Genomic DNA, 16,777 nt, shown 5'->3' with positions numbered 1-16,777 from the left:
GTGCTCACTGATTTCCTGCAGTTGACGGTGGCAGGGCTTTCACAGGGCTCTGTGTACGCCCTGCTCGCCGTCGGCCTGATCGCCGTCTACACGGTTCGCCACGTCATCAACATCGCCCAGGGCGAGTTCGCGATGCTGGCCGGACTGGGGAGTGCCTGGCTCGCCGCGGCCGGGATGCCGCTCCTTCTCGCGATCCTGGTCGCCATCCTCTCGGTGACCCTGGTGGCCATTGCGATGGAACGGCTGATCATCGCACGGGTGAAGAAGCTGACCCCGCTCACGTCCATCATCCTGACCCTCGGCGTCTCGACTCTGCTGCAGGCGATCATGCTGCTGGCCTGGGGGCCCGAGGCCAAGGGGGTGCCCCTGTTCCCGGGGACCAACATCTTGATCGGCGGGGTGAGCATCCGTTCTCAGGAATTCTGGATGATCGGCGCCCTCGTCGTGGTCGGCGGCGGAATTGTGCTCTTCTACGAGAAGTCGCGCTGGGGCAAGGCCCTGCGGGCGTGTGCGGAGCAGCCCGTTGCGGCGCGCATCGTGGGGATCTCACCGGTCACCGCGTCAGTGCTGGCCTTCGCGATTGCGGGTTTCGTCGGGGGTGTCGCCGGCGTGGTGGCTTCCCCGATCTACCTCTCGCTCTGGTCGGGCGGCGTACTGCTCGGCCTCAAGGGCTTCGTCGCCGCCGTCCTCGGCGGCTTCGTCTCCTTTCGTGCCGCGATCGTCGGGGCTCTCCTGCTCGGCGTGATCGAGGCCTACGTGGCCGGGTACGTCTCGTCCGGCCTGAGGGACGGCGCCGCCTTCCTCATCCTCATCCTTGTGCTCGTCGTTCGCCCCCAGGGCCTCGTTCTCAAGCCCACAGCGGTCAGGGTGTAGCGAAATGACACATGCAACCACACTTACCCTCGCCGGGACGCGCTCCCTCCGCACGCGTTTCTGGGCGAACAACAAGAGCACGCTGATCGGCTGCGGCGTGCTCGTCGCGCTGATGATCGTGGTCCCTTTCACGGCCAGTTCCTCGGTCATGAACATCGTCGTGTTCGCCATGATCTTCGCCCTGCCGGCCATCGGGCTCAACCTGCTGATGGGTCTGGCCGGGCAGGTCAGCCTCGGGCAGGCCGCGTTTTTCGCGATCGGCGCGTACACCCACGCAATCCTGCTGACCAAGCTCGATCTGCCCGGCCCGGTCGCGGCCACCGTCGGTGTTCTCGCCGCGATGCTGGTCGCCCTGCTCGTGGGCCTTCCGCTGATGCGCCTGCGCGGCCACTACCTCGCGCTGGCGACGCTGGGGCTCGGCTTCATCGTGATGATCGGCGTGCGCGAATGGGATGTCACCGGACGAACCACGGGCATCTACGGCATCTCGCGACCCACGGTGCTCGGGATCCCGATCGACAACAGCGGCTTCTTCCTCTGGTTCGTGACGCCGTTCGTGGTGATCGGGCTCATCCTGGCCCTCAACCTCACCCACAGCCGCGCCGGTCGCGCCCTCTCGGCCGTCAACGACTCCGAACTCGCCGCCGAGAGCCTCGGCGTCAACACCTATGCGCTGCGGCTGAAAGTCTTCGTGCTCTCCGCCGGCTTCGCGGGCCTCGGCGGGGTGTTCTACGCCTACCAGGTCGCGATCGTGAGCCCCGCCACCGCCGAATTCCACCTGTCGGTCTCGATCCTGCTGATGGTCGTCATCGGGGGCCTGGGATCGGTCTGGGGCGCCGTCGCGGGCGCCTTCCTTGTGCAATTCCTCGGCGAGGGCATGCGCGACGTCATCCCGGCCATCTTCCCCGGCGCCACCGGAGAGGTGCAGTTGCTCGGTTACGGTATCGTCCTGATCCTGGTGATCCTGCTCCTGCCCGGCGGCCTCCACCAGGCGGCGACCACGCTGTGGCAGAAGTTGCCGTTCGCCGGGAAGCGCCCACCCGGCGACGCGCATGCGCACGTCTCGGAGGACGACACGACGATCCCGCAGCTCCCGACGGTCAGCACCCCGGTCGCGGCCGGTGAGCCGATCCTCGTCCTCGAGGGACTGAGCAAACGATATGGCGGCGTCGTCGCCGTCAACGATGTGAACCTCACCGTGCCGGCCGGCAGCATCCTGGGTCTGATCGGCCCCAACGGTGCCGGCAAGACGACCTGCTTCAACATGATCTCCGGAGCACTGACCCCAAGCGAGGGCACCGTCACGTTCCTCGACCAGGTGATCTCCGGCCGCAAACCGCACGTCGCCGCCGCGCACGGGCTGACCCGCACGTTCCAGAACCTGCAGGTCTTCACCTCGACGGATGTCGTCGGCAACGTGTACATGGGCAGGTACCGCAAGGGAAGCGCGGGCGTCCTCCGCGGAATGCTGGGGCTGCAGTCGGGTGAGCAGAGCGCCCACCGCGCCGCGTCCTACGAGATCCTGCAGTCGATGAAACTCTCGGATGCCGCGGACGACTCGGCCTCGGATCTGTCGTTCGGCAAGCAGCGAATCATGGAGGTCTGCCGGGCTCTGGCCGCCGAGCCGGCCCTGCTCCTCCTCGACGAGCCGATGGCCGGCCTATCCGGCGCTGAGCGCGAGGTGATGGCCGAGCTGCTGCGGCGGCTGCGGACCGCCGGGCTCACGATTGTGCTCGTCGAGCACGATGTGGCGCAGGTCATGTCCCTCGCCGACCATGTCGCGGTGCTCGACGACGGTGTGCTCATCGCCTACGGCGACCCGGAGTCCGTGCGCAATGACCCCGCCGTGGTCGTTGCCTACCTGGGCACGGACCTCGACGAGGCCGAAGCGGAACTGAACGAATTGGAGGAGCACGCATGACGCTGATCGTTTCCGGACTGGACGCCGGCTATGGCAAGCTCGCGGTGCTGCACGAGGTCAGCTTCGAGGTGGCGCGTGGGGAGATCGTGGCTGTGGTGGGCTCGAACGGGGCCGGTAAGACGACCCTGCTGCGAGCCGTCAGCGGCCTCATCCGGCCCACCGGGGGCAGCGTGACTCTCGAGGGTCGCACGATCACCGGGAAGCCCACGGAGAAGATGGCCGGATTCGGCCTGACCCATGTGCCCGAGAACCGGCTGTGCTTCCCGACCCTCTCGGTGCGTGACAACCTCATGCTGGGTGCCTGGACGAAGAAGGGCCACGGCGACGTCGACTCGATCCTCAAGCTGTTCCCCCGGCTGCGCACCCGGATGGGTCAGGCCGCCGGAACCCTCTCGGGTGGCGAGCAGCAGATGGTGGCCATCGGGCGCGGCCTGATGGCGAACCCGACGGCGATCATGCTGGACGAGCCGTCCATCGGCCTCGCGCCGAAGGTGGTCGCGGAGATCATGGACGTGCTCTCCCGGCTCTGCGTCGAGAAGCAGCTCGCGGTTCTCCTCGTGGAACAGAATGTGCGCGCCTCGTTCAAGATCGCGCACCGGGCAGTGGTCATGCACCGCGGACGGGTGGCACTCACGGGAACCCCGGCCGAACTCGTGGAACTCCCCGAGGTGCACAACGCCTACCTGGGTGGCGCAGCCGCGTAGCGGCATCCGTTGCCCGCTCCAGGAGCGGCACGCAGGTGTTGCGCCGCTAAGCGCGTGGCGTGCCAGCCGCGCAGCGGCGTAGAACCCGCGCCGCGGACCTGGTCGGCAAATGCTGCGGATGTGGTCGCTGCGGGCGACCGCGGCGACCGGCCCTAACGAATTCGACGGAGATTTTGCCCGAAACGGCCCCAGAACCTTCGGGAACCGCCTTTTTCCCAGAATCTCCGTCGAATTGGTTCGACGCGGGCGGCAGGGACGGGCCAGGACAGGGACGCGACGGGTCAGTCGCGGCCTGTGAACGCGGGCTTGCGCTTCTGCTGGAAGGCGGCGAAGCCCTCGCGGTAGTCAGCGGTGTCGCAGAGGGCCGCCTGCGCCCGGTTCTCGGCGGCGACGCTCTGCCAGAGGCCGAGCCGGTCGTCCCGGAGGGCGCGCACGAGCTCCTTGCTGGCGAGGAACGCCTGAGTCGCCCCTTGTGCGGCCCGTTGGGCGGCCGTCAATGTGGCATCCGTCACCTCGTCGGCCGGGAATGCCTGGCTGAACAGGCCGGCGGCCACGGCCTCCGCGCCCGACATGAGCCGGCCGGAGTAGATCAGGTCGAGGGTGCGGTGCGCGCCGAGCCGGTCGACGAACAGGGCATGGCCGCCGGAGTCGAGCGTGGCACCGAGGTTCGCGAACGGGGACCCGATCTTCGCGGTGTCGGCGACGTAGACGACATCCGTGGCGATCAGCAGGCCGAGGCCAACCCCGAGGCAGGCCCCGGTCGCGGCGGCGAAGGTGGGCGCCGGGAAGGCGCTCATCCGCTGCAACAACGGCGTGACGAGTCCCCCCAGGAAACCCATCACATCGTCGTCGCGCGGGTCGACGCCCGAGATGTCACGGCCCGCGCAGAATGCGCGGCCCTCGCCGCGCAGCGCGAGGGCGCGCACGCCGGCCGCCTCCGCGGTCTCGTATGCGGCCGCGAGCCCGGCCAGGCCGGCCTCGTCGAGCGCGTTCAGCTTGTCGGGGGCGTTCAGGACGACGTAGGCCACGTCGTCCCGGATGGACAGCTCGATCACGGGAACCGCTTTCTGCGCTTGCGCGCCATACCTGATGGGCGAGTGGCGCTACACGTCGTAGTCGACGACGACCCGGTCGGTCGTTGGGTGCGACTGGCAGGTGAGCACATAGCCGCGGGCCAGTTCGTCCGGTTCGAGGGCGTAGTTCTCGGTCATCGTGACGTCACCGCTGACGAGCTTGGCGCGGCAGGTGCCACACACTCCCCCAGCGCAGGCAAACGGAACGTCCGGCCGCACACGCAGGGCGGCGTTCAGGATGCTCTCCTTCGCGTTGACGGGCGTGGTCACCGTGGCGCTCTCGCCGTCGAGCGTGAACTCGATCTCGAAGGTCTTGTCACCGATTCCGACGACCACCGGCCGCCCGGTGTCGCCGACCGCGTGCGTCGGCTCCCCCGTCGTGAACAGTTCGAACCGGATGTGGCCCGGTTCGACGTCCACGCTCTCCAGCGTGTCGCGGCACAACTGCACCAGTTCGAACGGCCCGCAGAGGAACCACTCGTCGACGGCGTTGGGACGGATGATGCTGGCCAGCATCAGGCGCAGCTTCTCCTCGTCGATCCGGCCGGAGAGCAGGGCGGAGGAGCGAGACTGGCGCGAGAGCACGTGGTGCAGTGCCAGCCGGGCCGGGTACCGGTCTTTCAGGTCGGCAAGCTCGTCGAGGAACATCACGTCGAGCGCGGTGCGGTTTGTGTAGACGAGCGTGAAGCGGGAGGTCTCCGAGCGTTCGAGCACGGTGTGTGCGAGCGACATCAGCGGCGTGATGCCGCTGCCGGCGGCGATGCCGACGATGTGCTTGTCGTCCAGAGTGTCCAGCGCGGTGGTGAACGTGCCCTGCGGGCTCATCACGTCAAGGCGGTCCCCGGCCCGGAGTTCGGTGTTCGCCCAGCTGGAGAAGACCCCGCCGAGGTCGCGCTTGATCGCGACGCTGACCGAGCCGAGCGCGTGCGGACGACAGATCGAGTAGCTGCGGCGCAGCTCCCGGCCGCCGATCGTGGCGCGCAACGCCAGGTGCTGCCCGGGGTCGTAGTCGAACTCCCCCTGCAGCGCCTCGGGAACCAGGAAGGTCACCTCGACGCTGTCCTGGGTGAGCTGACGCACCTCGCCGACGGCGAGGGTGTGGAACCGGGCGCGGCGCTTTGTAGGCTCGGTGGCAGGGTCGAGAACGGCTGAATCGGTACTGCGCAGATTGAGTGCGGCCATGGTTACAACACCTTGAAGTAGTCGAACGGTTCGAGGCAGTCCCGGCACTCGTAGAGTGCTTTGCACGACGTCGAACCGAAGCGGGCGAGTTCCCGCGTATTCAGTGAGGAGCAGCGCGGGCACTTGACCACGAGTTGGAGCCGGACGGCGCCGGTCGGGCGCACGCCGGAGTGGCCGGTCGGGGCAGCGATGCCATAACTGACCAGCTTCGCCTTGCCCTCCTCGCTCATCCAGTCGGTGGTCCAGGCCGGGGCGAGCACGAGTTCGACGGTGACGTTCTGGTAGTGGGCATTGGTGAGGGCCGCCCGGACGTCGTCGCGCATGGCCTCCATCGCGGGGCATCCGCTGTAGGTCGGCGTTAGGATGACGTGGGTTCCGTCGGCCGAAACGGAGACCGACCGAAGCACTCCCAGATCTTCAATCGTGAGCACGGGGACCTCCGGGTCGCAGACCTCGGCGGCGATGTCCCAGGCCTTCTGCGACGCCGCGTCGCCCGGACGCGGACGGGCAAGGGAGGCCACGGTCACCATTTCGCGCCGGGGTGCGCCCGCGCCAGCACCTGCATCTCGGCGAGCAGCGGCCCGAGGTTCTCGGAGTGGTCGCCGCGGCGCCCGCCCCCGGAGGAGATGAAGCCGCGGGGAACCTCGAGCTCGGCTTCGGCGAGCACGGGGAACATGGCGCTCAGGACTGAGGCCTGGAGGGAGGACGGCCGCACGGCGACGCCCTCGAGCCGGTCGATCAGCGGCTCGTCGACGAAGAGCTCCTCCACGAACGGCCATAGGTCGGAGAGACCGGTGATCATGCGCCGGCGGGATTCCTCGGTGCCCTGAGCGAGGCGCAGCACCCACTGGATGGAATGGTCGCGGTGGTAGTCGACCTCCTTGACGGCCTTGGCCGCTATCGCGGCGAGCGTCGCATCCGTCGACTGCATCAGCGCGCTGTAGAGCTCGAACAGGTAGTGCGCCGCGATGAACTGACGGGCGATCGTGTGCGCGAAGTCACCGTTGGGCTGCTCGAACAGGTGCGCCGAGCGCCACTGGGGTTCGTCACGCCAGTACGCCAGGTCGTCCTCGGTTCGGCCGGATTCGGCCCCGGCGTAGTGCAACAGGGAACGGGCGTGCCCGATCAGGTCGAGGGCGATGTTGCCGAGGGCGATGTCCTCTTCCAGCTCCGGGGCGCGGGAGATCCACCAGCCCAGGTTCTGGGCCAGCACGAGCGAGTCGTCGCCGAGCCAAAGCGCGTATTCCGCAACGTCGTGCGAGGCGACGGATGCCGCTTCGACCAGTTCCGCGGAGAGCTGGACCGTGTCGACGTCGACGTGGCCGTGGCCGTCCTGCTCGATGGTGTCGCTCACAGGTGCTTCACCCCTTCGCTCTTCGTGTAGTAGCTCGCGTGGCGGTAGTTCTTGCCGGCGGGCGATTCGAAGAAGGCACCCTTCGCATCCGGATCGCTCGTGGTGATCGCGTCGGCAGGCACGACCCAGATCGAGACGCCCTCATTGCGGCGGGTGTAGAGGTCACGCGCGTTGCGCACCGCGAGGGTGGCGTCGGGGGCGTGCAGGGAACCCACGTGGGTGTGGCTGATTCCGCGGCTGGAGCGCACAAAAACCTCCCAAAGGGGCCAGATCTCCTTCTCGGATGCACCGGGAGCGCTCATTATGCGACCGCCTTCACGCCCTGCTTGGCGGCGTACGCGGCAGCAGCCTCACGCACCCACTGACCCTCGTCGTGCGCGTCGCGGCGGCGCTGGAGGCGCCTGGCGTTCGCCGGTCCACGGCCCGCGAGCACCTCGTGGAATTCGGTCCAGTCAATTTCGCCCATGTCGTACGCACCCTTTTCTTCGTTCCAGCGCAGGTCCGGGTCCGGCAGCGTCACACCGAGCACCTCGGCCTGCGGCACGAGCATTCCGACGAAGCGCTGGCGCAGGTCGTCGTTGGAGAACCGCTTGATGTTCCAGGCCATCGACTGCGCAGAGTTGGGCGAGTCGTCATCGGGCGGCCCGAACATCTGCAGGGCCGGCCAGTACCAGCGGTTGACCGATTCCTGGGCCATCTCGCGCTGGGCGGGCGTGCCTTTCATCAGCTCGAGCAGGATCTCGAAGCCCTGCCGCTGGTGGAAAGACTCCTCCTTGCAGATGCGCACCATGGCGCGCCCGTACGGACCGTAGGACGCGCGGCAGAGCGGCACCTGGTTGCAGATCGCGGCGCCGTCGACGAGCCAGCCGATGGCGCCCATGTCGGCCCAGGTGGGACTCGGGTAGTTGAAGATGGAGGAGTAGCGCGCCTTGCCCGCGATGAGCTGGTCCGTCATCAGGTCGCGGCTGATGCCGAGAGTCTGCGCGGCGGAGTAGAGGTAGAGACCGTGGCCGGCCTCGTCCTGCACCTTGGCCAGTAGGATCGCCTTGCGCTTCAGGCTGGGCGCCCGGGTGATCCAATTGCCCTCCGGCTGCATCCCGATGATCTCGGAGTGCGCGTGCTGGGAAATCTGGCGGATGAGGGTCTTGCGGTAGCCGTCCGGCATCCAATCACGCGGCTCGATTCGCGAATCGGCGGCAATCAGGTCGTTGAACTGCTGCTCCTCGGCAGACACCGTGGCGGCGCTGTCCGGGGCGATAGCGTAGGGAACTGGCGGGATTGTCATCGTTGACTCCTGGGTTTGGCGAACTTTTACCAACCGATCGTTCAGTTAGTATATGGTTTCCCTACGACCCCCACAACCATGCGTTGCGGCCCGCGGAACTCAATGAGGAGAACCACATGACGGAAGTTTTACCGCCCTCCAACGGGGCCATGATGGAGAACGACCGGGCATCGGCCGCACTCGGCATGGTCGTGCACGCCTCAGAGCCCGGCCGCGCGGTCGTCTCCATGCTCCTGCGGGACGACATGATGAACGGCTTCGACGTGACGCACGGCGGGATCGTCTTCGCTCTGGCCGACACGGCGTTCGCGATCGCCTGCAACGACGACCACCACGTCACGCTCGCGTCGGGCGCCGACATCACCTTTCTGAAGCCCACCGCCGCCGGGCAGACCCTCACCGCGACCGCCGTGTTGCGCACCAAGAGCGGTCGCTCCGGACTTTATGACGTGCGCGTTGCCAACGAGCACAACGTACCGGTGGCGGAGTTTCGCGGGCGCAGCCGCACCACCAACTTTCCCGTGCCTGGTTCCGTCGCTCCTCTACTTTAAATCCGCATTCCACCAGGAGGCCTCATGTCAACGATGACCAAGACCCGCTTGCACGCCCCGGCCCAGGATGAACTCGATCCCGAGGAGCGGATGTCCCGTGACGAACTGCAGGCGTTACAGCTGACCCGGCTGCAGAAGACCGTACGGCTCGCCTACCAGAACGTTCCTCTCTATACCCGCAAGTTCAACGAGGCCGGAGTGCACCCGGACGACATCCGCACCCTGGACGATGTGGCCCTGCTGCCCTTCACGACCAAGGACGACCTGCGCGTCTCCTACCCGTTCGGCATGTTCGCGGTGCCGTTGGACCAGGTCGCGCGCATCCACACCTCCTCCGGGACCACCGGGCTGCCGACCGTCGTCGGCTACACGAAGAAGGACCTCAGGATGTGGGCGGGCCTGGTGGCGCGCAGCCTTCGCGCCTCCGGCGTGCGGCCCGGCATGCGCGTGCACAACGCGTACGGTTACGGCCTCTTCACCGGCGGCCTCGGCGCGCACGCGGGCATCGAAGCGCTGGGCGCCACCGCCATCCCGATGTCCGGCGGCCAGACCAACAAGCAGGTCAAGATGATCCAGGACTTCGAACCGGACGTCATCATGGCCACGCCCAGCTACCTGCTGACGATCACGGATGCGATGGTCGCGGCCGGCATGGACCCTCGCTCGTCCAGCCTGAAGGCGGGCGTGCTCGGCGCAGAGCCGTGGACCAATCAGATGCGGCTCGAGCTGGAAGACCGCCTCGACTTCGACGCGCTCGACATCTACGGGCTCAGCGAGGTGATGGGCCCGGGCGTGGGCAACGAGTGCATCGAGACGAAAGACGGACCGCACCTCTGGGAGGACAACTTCCTGCCCGAGGTCATCGACGGCGACAGCGGACTCGTGCTGCCTGACGGCACCCAGGGTGAGCTCGTGTTCACGTCGCTGACCAAGGAAGCTTTCCCGGTCATCCGTTACCGAACCCGCGACCTGACCCGCCTGCTGCCCGGATCGGCGCGCCCCGGCATGCGCCGGATGGAGAAGATCACGGGTCGCAACGACGACATGATCATCCTGCGCGGCGTCAACCTGTTCCCGACCCAGATCGAGGAGATCGTGCTCAGCATCCCGAGCCTCTCCCCGCACTTCGTGATCGAGCTGACCCGGCCGAACCGGATGGACGAACTGACCGTTCGGATCGAACGGCACGAGCACGCCAGCGATGCCGCCTCCGACATCGCCTCAGCGCTGCTGATCCATAAGATCAAGGACCTGATCGGGTCCAGCGTCAACGTGTTGATCGTCGAACCCGGCACGCTCGAGCGCAGCACCGGCAAGCACAAGCGTGTCTACGACCTGCGCTGAGTCTGCCGCACAACCCGCGCAGTCACGGGCCGGTCGTTCCTCCGGAAACCCGGCTCGTGACAGACTTCTCGATTATGTCTGAACCAGCCCTGGCCAAGCGTGGCCGCCCCGGATACGACCAGCCCGCCATTCTCGAGGTGGCGGTCGCCGCCTTCAACGAGTTCGGTTACGACGCCACCTCGATGGGCGTGCTCGCGACCCGCCTCGGCCTGTCGAAATCGGCGATCTACCACCACTTCACCTCGAAGGAGGAGCTGCTGGAACAGGCTCTCGGCGAGGCCCTCGACGGACTCGAAGGGGTGCTGCTCAAGCAGAGCGCCCAGTGCGGCCCGGCCATCGACCGGCTCGCCGCGGTGCTGCGCGGAGCCGTGGAGGTGCTCACCTCCCGGCTGCCCTACGTGACGCTGCTGCTACGGGTGCGCGGAAACACGGATGTCGAGCGCGCCGCGCTCGCCCGCCGCCGCTTATTCGACCGGGCCGTATCCGCCCTCGTGGTGGAGGCCCGCGATGAGGGTTCCCTGCGCGGCGACATCGACCCTCGGATCGTGACCCGGCTGCTGTTCGGCATGGTGAACTCGATCGTGGAGTGGTACCGGCCGGAGGGGCCGGAAGATGCCGGTCAACTCGCCAACGATGTGCTCGCGGTGGCGCTCGACGGGCTGCGGGTGGCGCCGGGCTCGCGGGTCTCGGCGAGCTCGACCACCGAATAGAGGAGACACGTGAACGAGAACTGGAAGATCACGCTCGGCGAACTTGACGAGAAGATGGGCGTGACCATCCTCGAGCAGTCCGCGGAGCGGGTCGTCGCGACGATGCCGGTGGAGGGCAACCGACAGTCCTTCGGGCTGCTGCACGGCGGGGCATCCGTCGCCTTCGCCGAGGCTCTCGGCTCGTGGGCTGCCGTGATCCATGCGGGCCCGGGGCGAAGCGCGGTGGGCCTCGACATCAACGCGACCCACCACCTCGCGGCGCGGTCGGGAATCGTGACCGGGGTGGCGACGGCCATCCGGCTCGGGCGCACGATCGCCTGCCACGAGATCGTGATCAGCGACGACCAGGGCCGTCGGTTGTGCACCGCGCGCATCACGAACCTGATCGTCGACGCGCCCGACCGGCCGCCGTTCGTGCCCCGGGCGCAAGACGGCGCGGCACCGGTGGACTAATCTCACTTACATGAACGCATCGGACCCTGACCAGGAGCCCCGGCCCACCCCCGGGAGCGACGCCCGCTGGACGTTCCTGACCAACCACGCACACGTTCTCGTCACGATCGCGCGGGATCCGCAGTGCCGGATGCGCGAAGTGGCCTCCCGGGTGGGCGTCACCGAGCGCGGGGCCCAGAAGATCATCGCCGATCTCGTGGCGAGCGGTTACATCACGAGAACCCGGGTCGGGCGGCGCAACAGCTACCAGATCGCCCCCGGGAGACTGTTCCGGCATCCGGTGTCCGAAGGACACGAACTCGACGAGCTGCTCGCCGTGCTCGTGCCGGTCTCACCCCCCAAGTTGGACACCTGAACGGCAGTTCGCTAATCTGGGAGTGTTCTGATCGTTCTTCCTCATTCATCCCCCAGTTTGGAGAGTCCGCCGTGAGCACCGAAGGCACCACCCCTGCAGGCACACCGGAAACCGCCGAGGCGTCCACGCCGGCCCCGTCGCCGGCCGGCAGCATCGTCGTCGGCCACGACGGCTCGACCTTCGCAGACCACGCGCTCAGCACGGCGCTCGGGCTCGCCGATCAGTTGCACGCCCCGGTCGTGGTCGTGCGCGCCTGGTCAATCGACACCGCCCCCAGGCCCGCGAACTGGGAGTTCGGCTACGTGTCGACGTTCGCCGAATACTCGGAGGCGGTTCGGGCCGCACTGATCGAGGACACCGCTGCGCTGGTGCATGCCTTCCCGAACGTGACCACCGACTACCGGGCCGTGCATGCGGGGCCTGCCCGCAGCCTGATCGAGGTGTCGCGTGAGGCGCGGATGCTCGTGGTCGGTTCCCGCGGGCGCGGCAATTTGGCCGGACTGTTGTTGGGCTCGGTCAGCGACCAGTGCACCCGGCTCTCGGTCTGCCCGGTGCTGGTGACGCGCAAACGGCCGAATCGCTGACCCAGACGGATGTCCACCACCTCTCCCGCAGCGGCGGCCACCGAGCACGCCGCCTGGCACACCCTCTCGGCCGCTGAAACCACGGCGGCCCAGGACGTCGACGTCCGCGCCGGGCTCGCCGCAGCCGAGGTCGACGACCGCCGTCGGCGATACGGACCGAACTTGCTGCGTAAGCCGAAACGCGTGCCGACCTGGCGCAAGATCGTGCGCCTTCTCGGCGAGAAGATGACGATCGTGCTCCTGGTGGCCGCGGTCGTCAGCGCCGTCGTCTCGCAAGAACTCGAGACACCGATCGTAATCCTGGTCGTGATCATCCTCAACACGGTTCTGAATTATGTGCAGGAGCGGAGGGCCGAGAGCAGCCTCCAGGCGCTGCAGCAGCTGTCGGAAGGCAAGGCCGTCGTTCGGCGGGACGGAACCGAACTCGAGGTGCAATTCTCCGATCTTGTGCCGGGCGACATCGTGCTCCTCGATGCCGGGGACTCCGTTCCGGCGGACGGTCGCATCATCGAGAATGCCGGCTTGCAGGTGGCCGAGGCGACCCTGACCGGGGAATCCGAGCCGGTCGGGAAGACGATTCCCGCTCTGGACGATGCGGAACTGCCGCTCACAGACCGCACCAACATGCTTTTCATGAACACCCTGGTCACTCGCGGCCGCGCCACCATGGTGGTCACCGACACCGGCATGGGCACGGCCGTCGGCGGCATCGCGGTGCTGTTGAACGAGGTGAAGAACGACCAAACACCGTTGCAGCGGAGGATCGACCAGCTGGCCCAGCTGCTCACCGTTGCGGCGCTGGTCGTGGTGGCGATCGTCTTCGTGCTGGGCCTCCTGCGCGGGGACTCCTGGACCGAGCTGCTGATCACCGCCGTCTCGCTGGCCGTGGCGACCATTCCTGAGGGTCTCACCGCGGTCGTCGCGTTCACCCTGGCGATGGGCGCCTCCCGGCTGGCCGCCCGAGGCGCCATCATCAAGCAGCTCTCGGCGGTGGAAACCCTCGGCAGCGTCAGCCATATCGCCACCGATAAGACCGGCACGCTGACCATGAACGAGATGACGGCCCGCCGACTGCACACCCATGGCCGCGATTTCCGCATCACCGGCGAGGGCTACTCCACCGACGGCCGGATCCTCACCGGTGATGACCGGCCCCTGCCTGACCTCACCGAGGCGTTCCTAACCATGGCCCTGTGCAATGACGCCGTACTGAACGACGGCGTGCTGGTCGGCGACCCCACCGAAGGAGCCCTGGCCGTTCTCGCCGAGAAGGGCGGCATCGACGTCGCAGCTGCGAGGCGGACCCACCCCCGGGTAGCCGAAGTGCCCTTCGACTCCGACTACAAATTCATGGCCACATTCCACCGGCCGGCAGAGCCGACGACCGGACTGCCGCGACCGCCCGGACACCGCTGCTTCGCCAAGGGCGCACCGGGCGCACTGCTGCCCCTGACCGACTCGGTGCTCACCGACGACGGCATCCGCCCTCTCGATGCCACCATGCAGCAACGAATCCACGACACCATCCAGGAACTGGCCGGTGAGGGCCTGCGCACGATCATGGTCGCCGGACGCACCCTCGACGCCGGCACCGTTCCGGGCGACGATTCGGGTCGCTCCCTGGTCACCGGTCTGACCCTCTACGCCATCGTCGGAATTGTCGATCCACCCAGGGTTGAGGCGGCCAAGGCCATCGCGGTGGCGCTCGGCGCCGGCATCCGCGTGCACATGATCACGGGCGACCATCTCGTGACGGCCTCGGCCATCGCCCGCAACCTGGGCCTGCCCGGAGAGGCTGCTGCCGGTCCTACGCTGGACGACCTCGACGATCACGCGCTCGCCGCCCGGGCCGCTGACTACGGGGTACTCGCCCGGGTCACCCCGGCCCACAAGATCCGGGTGGTCAGGGCGTTGCAGGCCGGCGGCAATGTCGTTGCAATGACCGGTGACGGCGTCAACGACGCGCCGGCCCTGAAGCAGGCCGACATCGGCATCGCCATGGGTATCACCGGCACGGATGTCTCCAAAGGCGCCGCAAACATGATCCTCACCGACGACAACTTCTCCACGATCGTCGCCGCGGTGCAGGAGGGACGCGGCATCTACGCCAACATCCTGAAGTTCGTCAGGTTCCAGCTGACCACGGCGTGGGGATTCGTGCTCATCTTCCTGATCGCGGGCGTCACCGGGTGGGCCGCGGGCGCGCCGTTCACGGCGCTTCAGATCCTCTGGGTCAACATCATCATGGACGGCCCACCCGCACTGGCGCTCGGCTTGGATCCGGCCGAACCCGGAACGATGAGCTGGCCTCCGCGCCCGTCCAACGAACCTCTGCTCACTCGGGACAGGATGCTGCGTATTCTCGGGCTCGGCCTCGTCATGGCCGCGGGAACCCTGACCGTGTTGACCCAGGCGTCCGCCCTGTTCCCGGACAGTGCGGGCAACGCGGCCTTCGCCACCACCCTCGCGTTCACGACCTTCGTCTTCTACCAGGTGTTCAACCTGCTCAACGTGCGCTCGGACACCCACTCCGTCTTCTCACTCCAGACGTTCACCAACCGCAGCATCTGGCTGGCACTCACCGCCGTGATCATCCTGCAGGTCCTCGTGGTGCAGATGGACGTGCTCCAAGGACTCTTCGACACGACCTCCCTCACGTCGGGCCAATGGGGTCTGTGCGTGCTGGTCGGGTCGTCGGTGCTCTGGATCGAGGAGGTCCGAAAAGCCATCGTGCGGGCAGCCGGGCATCGCGCAGCTCGCCGCTGAGACCTGCCCGACCCGCAACGCGAGAAGGGGCATCCACCGTGACGGCGGATGCCCCTTCTCGCGTTATTTCAGGAGGTGCTGGAGTTGCTGCCGACTACATTCCGGCGAGGTCGCGCACCGACGTGTCGCCGGGGGCCGCGTTCGTGAAGGAGGCCTCGATCTCGGCGCGGCCCAGCAGCTCATCCATGCGGCGGCGACGCTGCTTCGGGATGAGCGTGACGACGGTACCGGACTTGCCGGCGCGCCCGGTACGACCGGAGCGGTGCAGGTAGGTCTTGTACTCGTCGGGAGCGTCGGCCTGGATGACCAGGTCGATGTCGTCCACGTGGATGCCGCGAGCCGCGACATCCGTTGCCACCAGCACGTTGACGCGACCGCTGGTCAGCATCTGCAGGTTGCGGGTGCGGCGAGCCTGGTTCAGGTCGCCGTGCAGGCTCGTGGCCTTCACGCCGGCGTCTTCGAGCTGCTCGGCGAGCTGTTCGGCGTAGGCACGGGTGCGCGAGAAGATCAGCGTCTTGCCCTGGCGGTCGACGAGCTGGCCGATGATGGCGCTCTTGTCGCGGTGCTCGATGACGAGCACACGGTGGTCGATGGTGGAGGAGGCCTGATCTTCGCCGGCAACCTCGTGCACGGCCGGGTTGACCAGGAATTCCTTGACCAGCGAGGCGACGCCCTTGTCGAGGGTGGCCGAGAAGAGCAGCTTCTGGCCGCCCTTCTTGGTCTGACGCAGGATGCGCTGAACCGGCTCGAGAAAGCCCAGGTCGCACATGTAGTCGGCCTCGTCAAGGACGGTGACGACGACCTCGCTGAGGTCGAGGCGACCCTGCTCGATGAGGTCTTCGATGCGACCGGCGGTGCCGATGATGATGTCCACGCCGCGCTGGAGGGCGCTGACCTGGCGGTACTGCGGAACGCCGCCGTAGATCTGGGTGGTGAAGAGGCCGACGCTGCGGGCTATGGGCTGGATGGTGCGGTCGATCTGCAGGGCCAGCTCACGGGTCGGGGCCAGAATGAGCGCGCGGGGCTTGCGGGCCATCTTGCGGTCCTTGGCGCCGTTGTTCTCCAGCAGCTTCTCCACGAGGGGAGCGCCGAAGGCGATGGTCTTGCCGGAACCGGTCTTGCCACGGCCGAGCACGTCGCGCCCGGCGAGTACGTCCGGGATGGTCGCGGCCTGGATCGGGAACGGCGCTGCGGCACCGAGGGTGGCGAGCTCGCGCACGATGTTCTCACCGAGGCCCAAGTCGCCGAAGGTCACGCCGACGACTTCGGCAGCCGTCGTCGCGATGGCTTCGAGGCGCTCAAGCACGACGTCGTCACCAGCGGCGAAGTGCGCCTTGGTGTCGCGGTCGGGGTAGAAGTTGCTGGAGTGGCCGCCATCGGACGCCGAGCGGGCCGGACGCGCCGGACGGTCGGAGTTCGAACGCTCGGAACGGTCGTAGCCGCCACGCTCGGTGCGGGCCGGACGGTCGCCGTAGGACGAACGGTCGTTGTTGTTGTACGCCGGACGATCCGTGCGCGGGGCTCGGTCGCCGTAGGAGGGTCGGTCGTTGCCGTAGGACGGACGGTCCGTGCGCGGACGGTCGTTGTTGTACGCCGGACGATCCGTGCGCGGGGCACGGTCG

The 16,777-nt window shown here is 67.6% G+C and carries 17 protein-coding genes; 10 read left to right on the top strand and 7 right to left on the bottom strand.

Annotated features, from left to right (window positions below):
* The 3 genes from E3T34_RS00800 to E3T34_RS00790 are packed head-to-tail and all read left to right on the top strand — an operon-like array spanning window position 1 to window position 3,498.
* A complete protein-coding gene (locus E3T34_RS00800; RefSeq protein WP_158250302.1) occupies window positions 1–873 on the top strand; it encodes a branched-chain amino acid ABC transporter permease in 873 nt (290 codons plus the stop codon).
* Between the two features lie 4 nt (window positions 874–877).
* Window positions 878–2,794, top strand: coding sequence for an ATP-binding cassette domain-containing protein (locus E3T34_RS00795; protein WP_134341840.1), 1,917 nt, complete (start codon window positions 878–880; stop codon window positions 2,792–2,794).
* Window positions 2,791–3,498, top strand: a complete 708-nt coding sequence (locus E3T34_RS00790; RefSeq protein WP_104102551.1) for an ABC transporter ATP-binding protein — start codon at window positions 2,791–2,793, stop codon at window positions 3,496–3,498. The genes E3T34_RS00795 and E3T34_RS00790 overlap by 4 nt, the downstream gene beginning before the upstream one ends.
* Before the next feature lie 281 nt (window positions 3,499–3,779).
* Here the strand turns inward: E3T34_RS00790 and E3T34_RS00785 are convergent, their stop codons facing one another.
* The 6 genes from E3T34_RS00785 to paaA are packed head-to-tail and all read right to left on the bottom strand — an operon-like array spanning window position 3,780 to window position 8,392.
* On the bottom strand, window positions 3,780–4,553 hold the full coding sequence (locus E3T34_RS00785) for an enoyl-CoA hydratase/isomerase family protein (protein WP_134341839.1): 774 nt from the start codon (window positions 4,551–4,553) through the stop codon (window positions 3,780–3,782).
* Window positions 4,554–4,601: 48 nt separating this feature from the next.
* The gene (paaE, locus tag E3T34_RS00780; protein ID WP_134341838.1) at window positions 4,602–5,753 is read right to left on the bottom strand and encodes a 1,2-phenylacetyl-CoA epoxidase subunit PaaE; all 1,152 of its coding nucleotides are present in this window, start codon (window positions 5,751–5,753) and stop codon (window positions 4,602–4,604) included.
* A 2-nt stretch (window positions 5,754–5,755) separates the two neighbouring features.
* Window positions 5,756–6,283: a 1,2-phenylacetyl-CoA epoxidase subunit PaaD gene (gene paaD, locus E3T34_RS00775; protein ID WP_134341837.1), complete on the bottom strand. Its 528-nt coding sequence runs from the start codon at window positions 6,281–6,283 to the stop codon at window positions 5,756–5,758.
* Window positions 6,277–7,107 carry a 1,2-phenylacetyl-CoA epoxidase subunit PaaC gene (paaC, locus tag E3T34_RS00770; protein WP_104102561.1) on the bottom strand — a complete coding sequence of 277 codons (831 nt, stop codon included), beginning with the start codon at window positions 7,105–7,107 and terminating at the stop codon, window positions 6,277–6,279. The genes paaD and paaC overlap by 7 nt, the downstream gene beginning before the upstream one ends.
* Window positions 7,104–7,409 carry a 1,2-phenylacetyl-CoA epoxidase subunit PaaB gene (gene paaB, locus E3T34_RS00765; protein ID WP_104102564.1) on the bottom strand — a complete coding sequence of 102 codons (306 nt, stop codon included), beginning with the start codon at window positions 7,407–7,409 and terminating at the stop codon, window positions 7,104–7,106. The genes paaC and paaB overlap by 4 nt, the downstream gene beginning before the upstream one ends.
* Complete coding sequence (gene paaA, locus E3T34_RS00760) at window positions 7,409–8,392, bottom strand: 1,2-phenylacetyl-CoA epoxidase subunit PaaA (RefSeq protein ID WP_104102566.1); 984 nt, start codon at window positions 8,390–8,392, stop codon at window positions 7,409–7,411. The genes paaB and paaA overlap by 1 nt, the downstream gene beginning before the upstream one ends.
* Window positions 8,393–8,508: 116 nt before the next feature.
* Here paaA and paaI point away from each other — a divergent pair, with 116 nt between their 5' ends.
* The 7 genes from paaI (at window position 8,509) to E3T34_RS00725 (ending at window position 15,155) form a co-directional block, all read left to right on the top strand.
* Window positions 8,509–8,943: a hydroxyphenylacetyl-CoA thioesterase PaaI gene (gene paaI, locus E3T34_RS00755; RefSeq protein ID WP_104102568.1), complete on the top strand. Its 435-nt coding sequence runs from the start codon at window positions 8,509–8,511 to the stop codon at window positions 8,941–8,943.
* Window positions 8,944–8,976: 33 nt separating this feature from the next.
* Window positions 8,977–10,287, top strand: coding sequence for a phenylacetate--CoA ligase PaaK (gene paaK, locus E3T34_RS00750; RefSeq protein WP_134341849.1), 1,311 nt, complete (start codon window positions 8,977–8,979; stop codon window positions 10,285–10,287).
* Window positions 10,288–10,361: 74 nt separating this feature from the next.
* Window positions 10,362–10,997 carry a TetR/AcrR family transcriptional regulator gene (locus E3T34_RS00745; protein WP_104102571.1) on the top strand — a complete coding sequence of 212 codons (636 nt, stop codon included), beginning with the start codon at window positions 10,362–10,364 and terminating at the stop codon, window positions 10,995–10,997.
* A 54-nt stretch (window positions 10,998–11,051) separates the two neighbouring features.
* Entirely contained in the window at window positions 11,052–11,450 is a 399-nt protein-coding gene (locus E3T34_RS00740) for a hotdog fold thioesterase (protein ID WP_134341848.1), read from the top strand.
* Between the two features lie 10 nt (window positions 11,451–11,460).
* A complete protein-coding gene (locus E3T34_RS00735; RefSeq protein WP_134341836.1) occupies window positions 11,461–11,805 on the top strand; it encodes a helix-turn-helix domain-containing protein in 345 nt (114 codons plus the stop codon).
* A gap of 71 nt (window positions 11,806–11,876) precedes the next feature.
* Window positions 11,877–12,389 carry a universal stress protein gene (locus tag E3T34_RS00730; RefSeq protein WP_241977299.1) on the top strand — a complete coding sequence of 171 codons (513 nt, stop codon included), beginning with the start codon at window positions 11,877–11,879 and terminating at the stop codon, window positions 12,387–12,389.
* A gap of 9 nt (window positions 12,390–12,398) precedes the next feature.
* Window positions 12,399–15,155: an HAD-IC family P-type ATPase gene (locus E3T34_RS00725; RefSeq protein WP_134341835.1), complete on the top strand. Its 2,757-nt coding sequence runs from the start codon at window positions 12,399–12,401 to the stop codon at window positions 15,153–15,155.
* Between the two features lie 94 nt (window positions 15,156–15,249).
* Here the strand turns inward: E3T34_RS00725 and E3T34_RS00720 are convergent.
* Window positions 15,250–16,777, bottom strand: a 1,528-nt coding sequence (locus E3T34_RS00720) for a DEAD/DEAH box helicase (RefSeq protein WP_241977298.1), incomplete at its 5' end; no start/stop codon positions are given.

The organism is Cryobacterium sp. TMT1-62 (genome assembly GCF_004403145.1).
In the GTDB taxonomy this organism is placed as follows: Bacteria; Actinomycetota; Actinomycetes; order Actinomycetales; family Microbacteriaceae; genus Cryobacterium; species Cryobacterium sandaracinum.
This window is presented reverse-complemented; position numbering and strand designations above follow the sequence as displayed.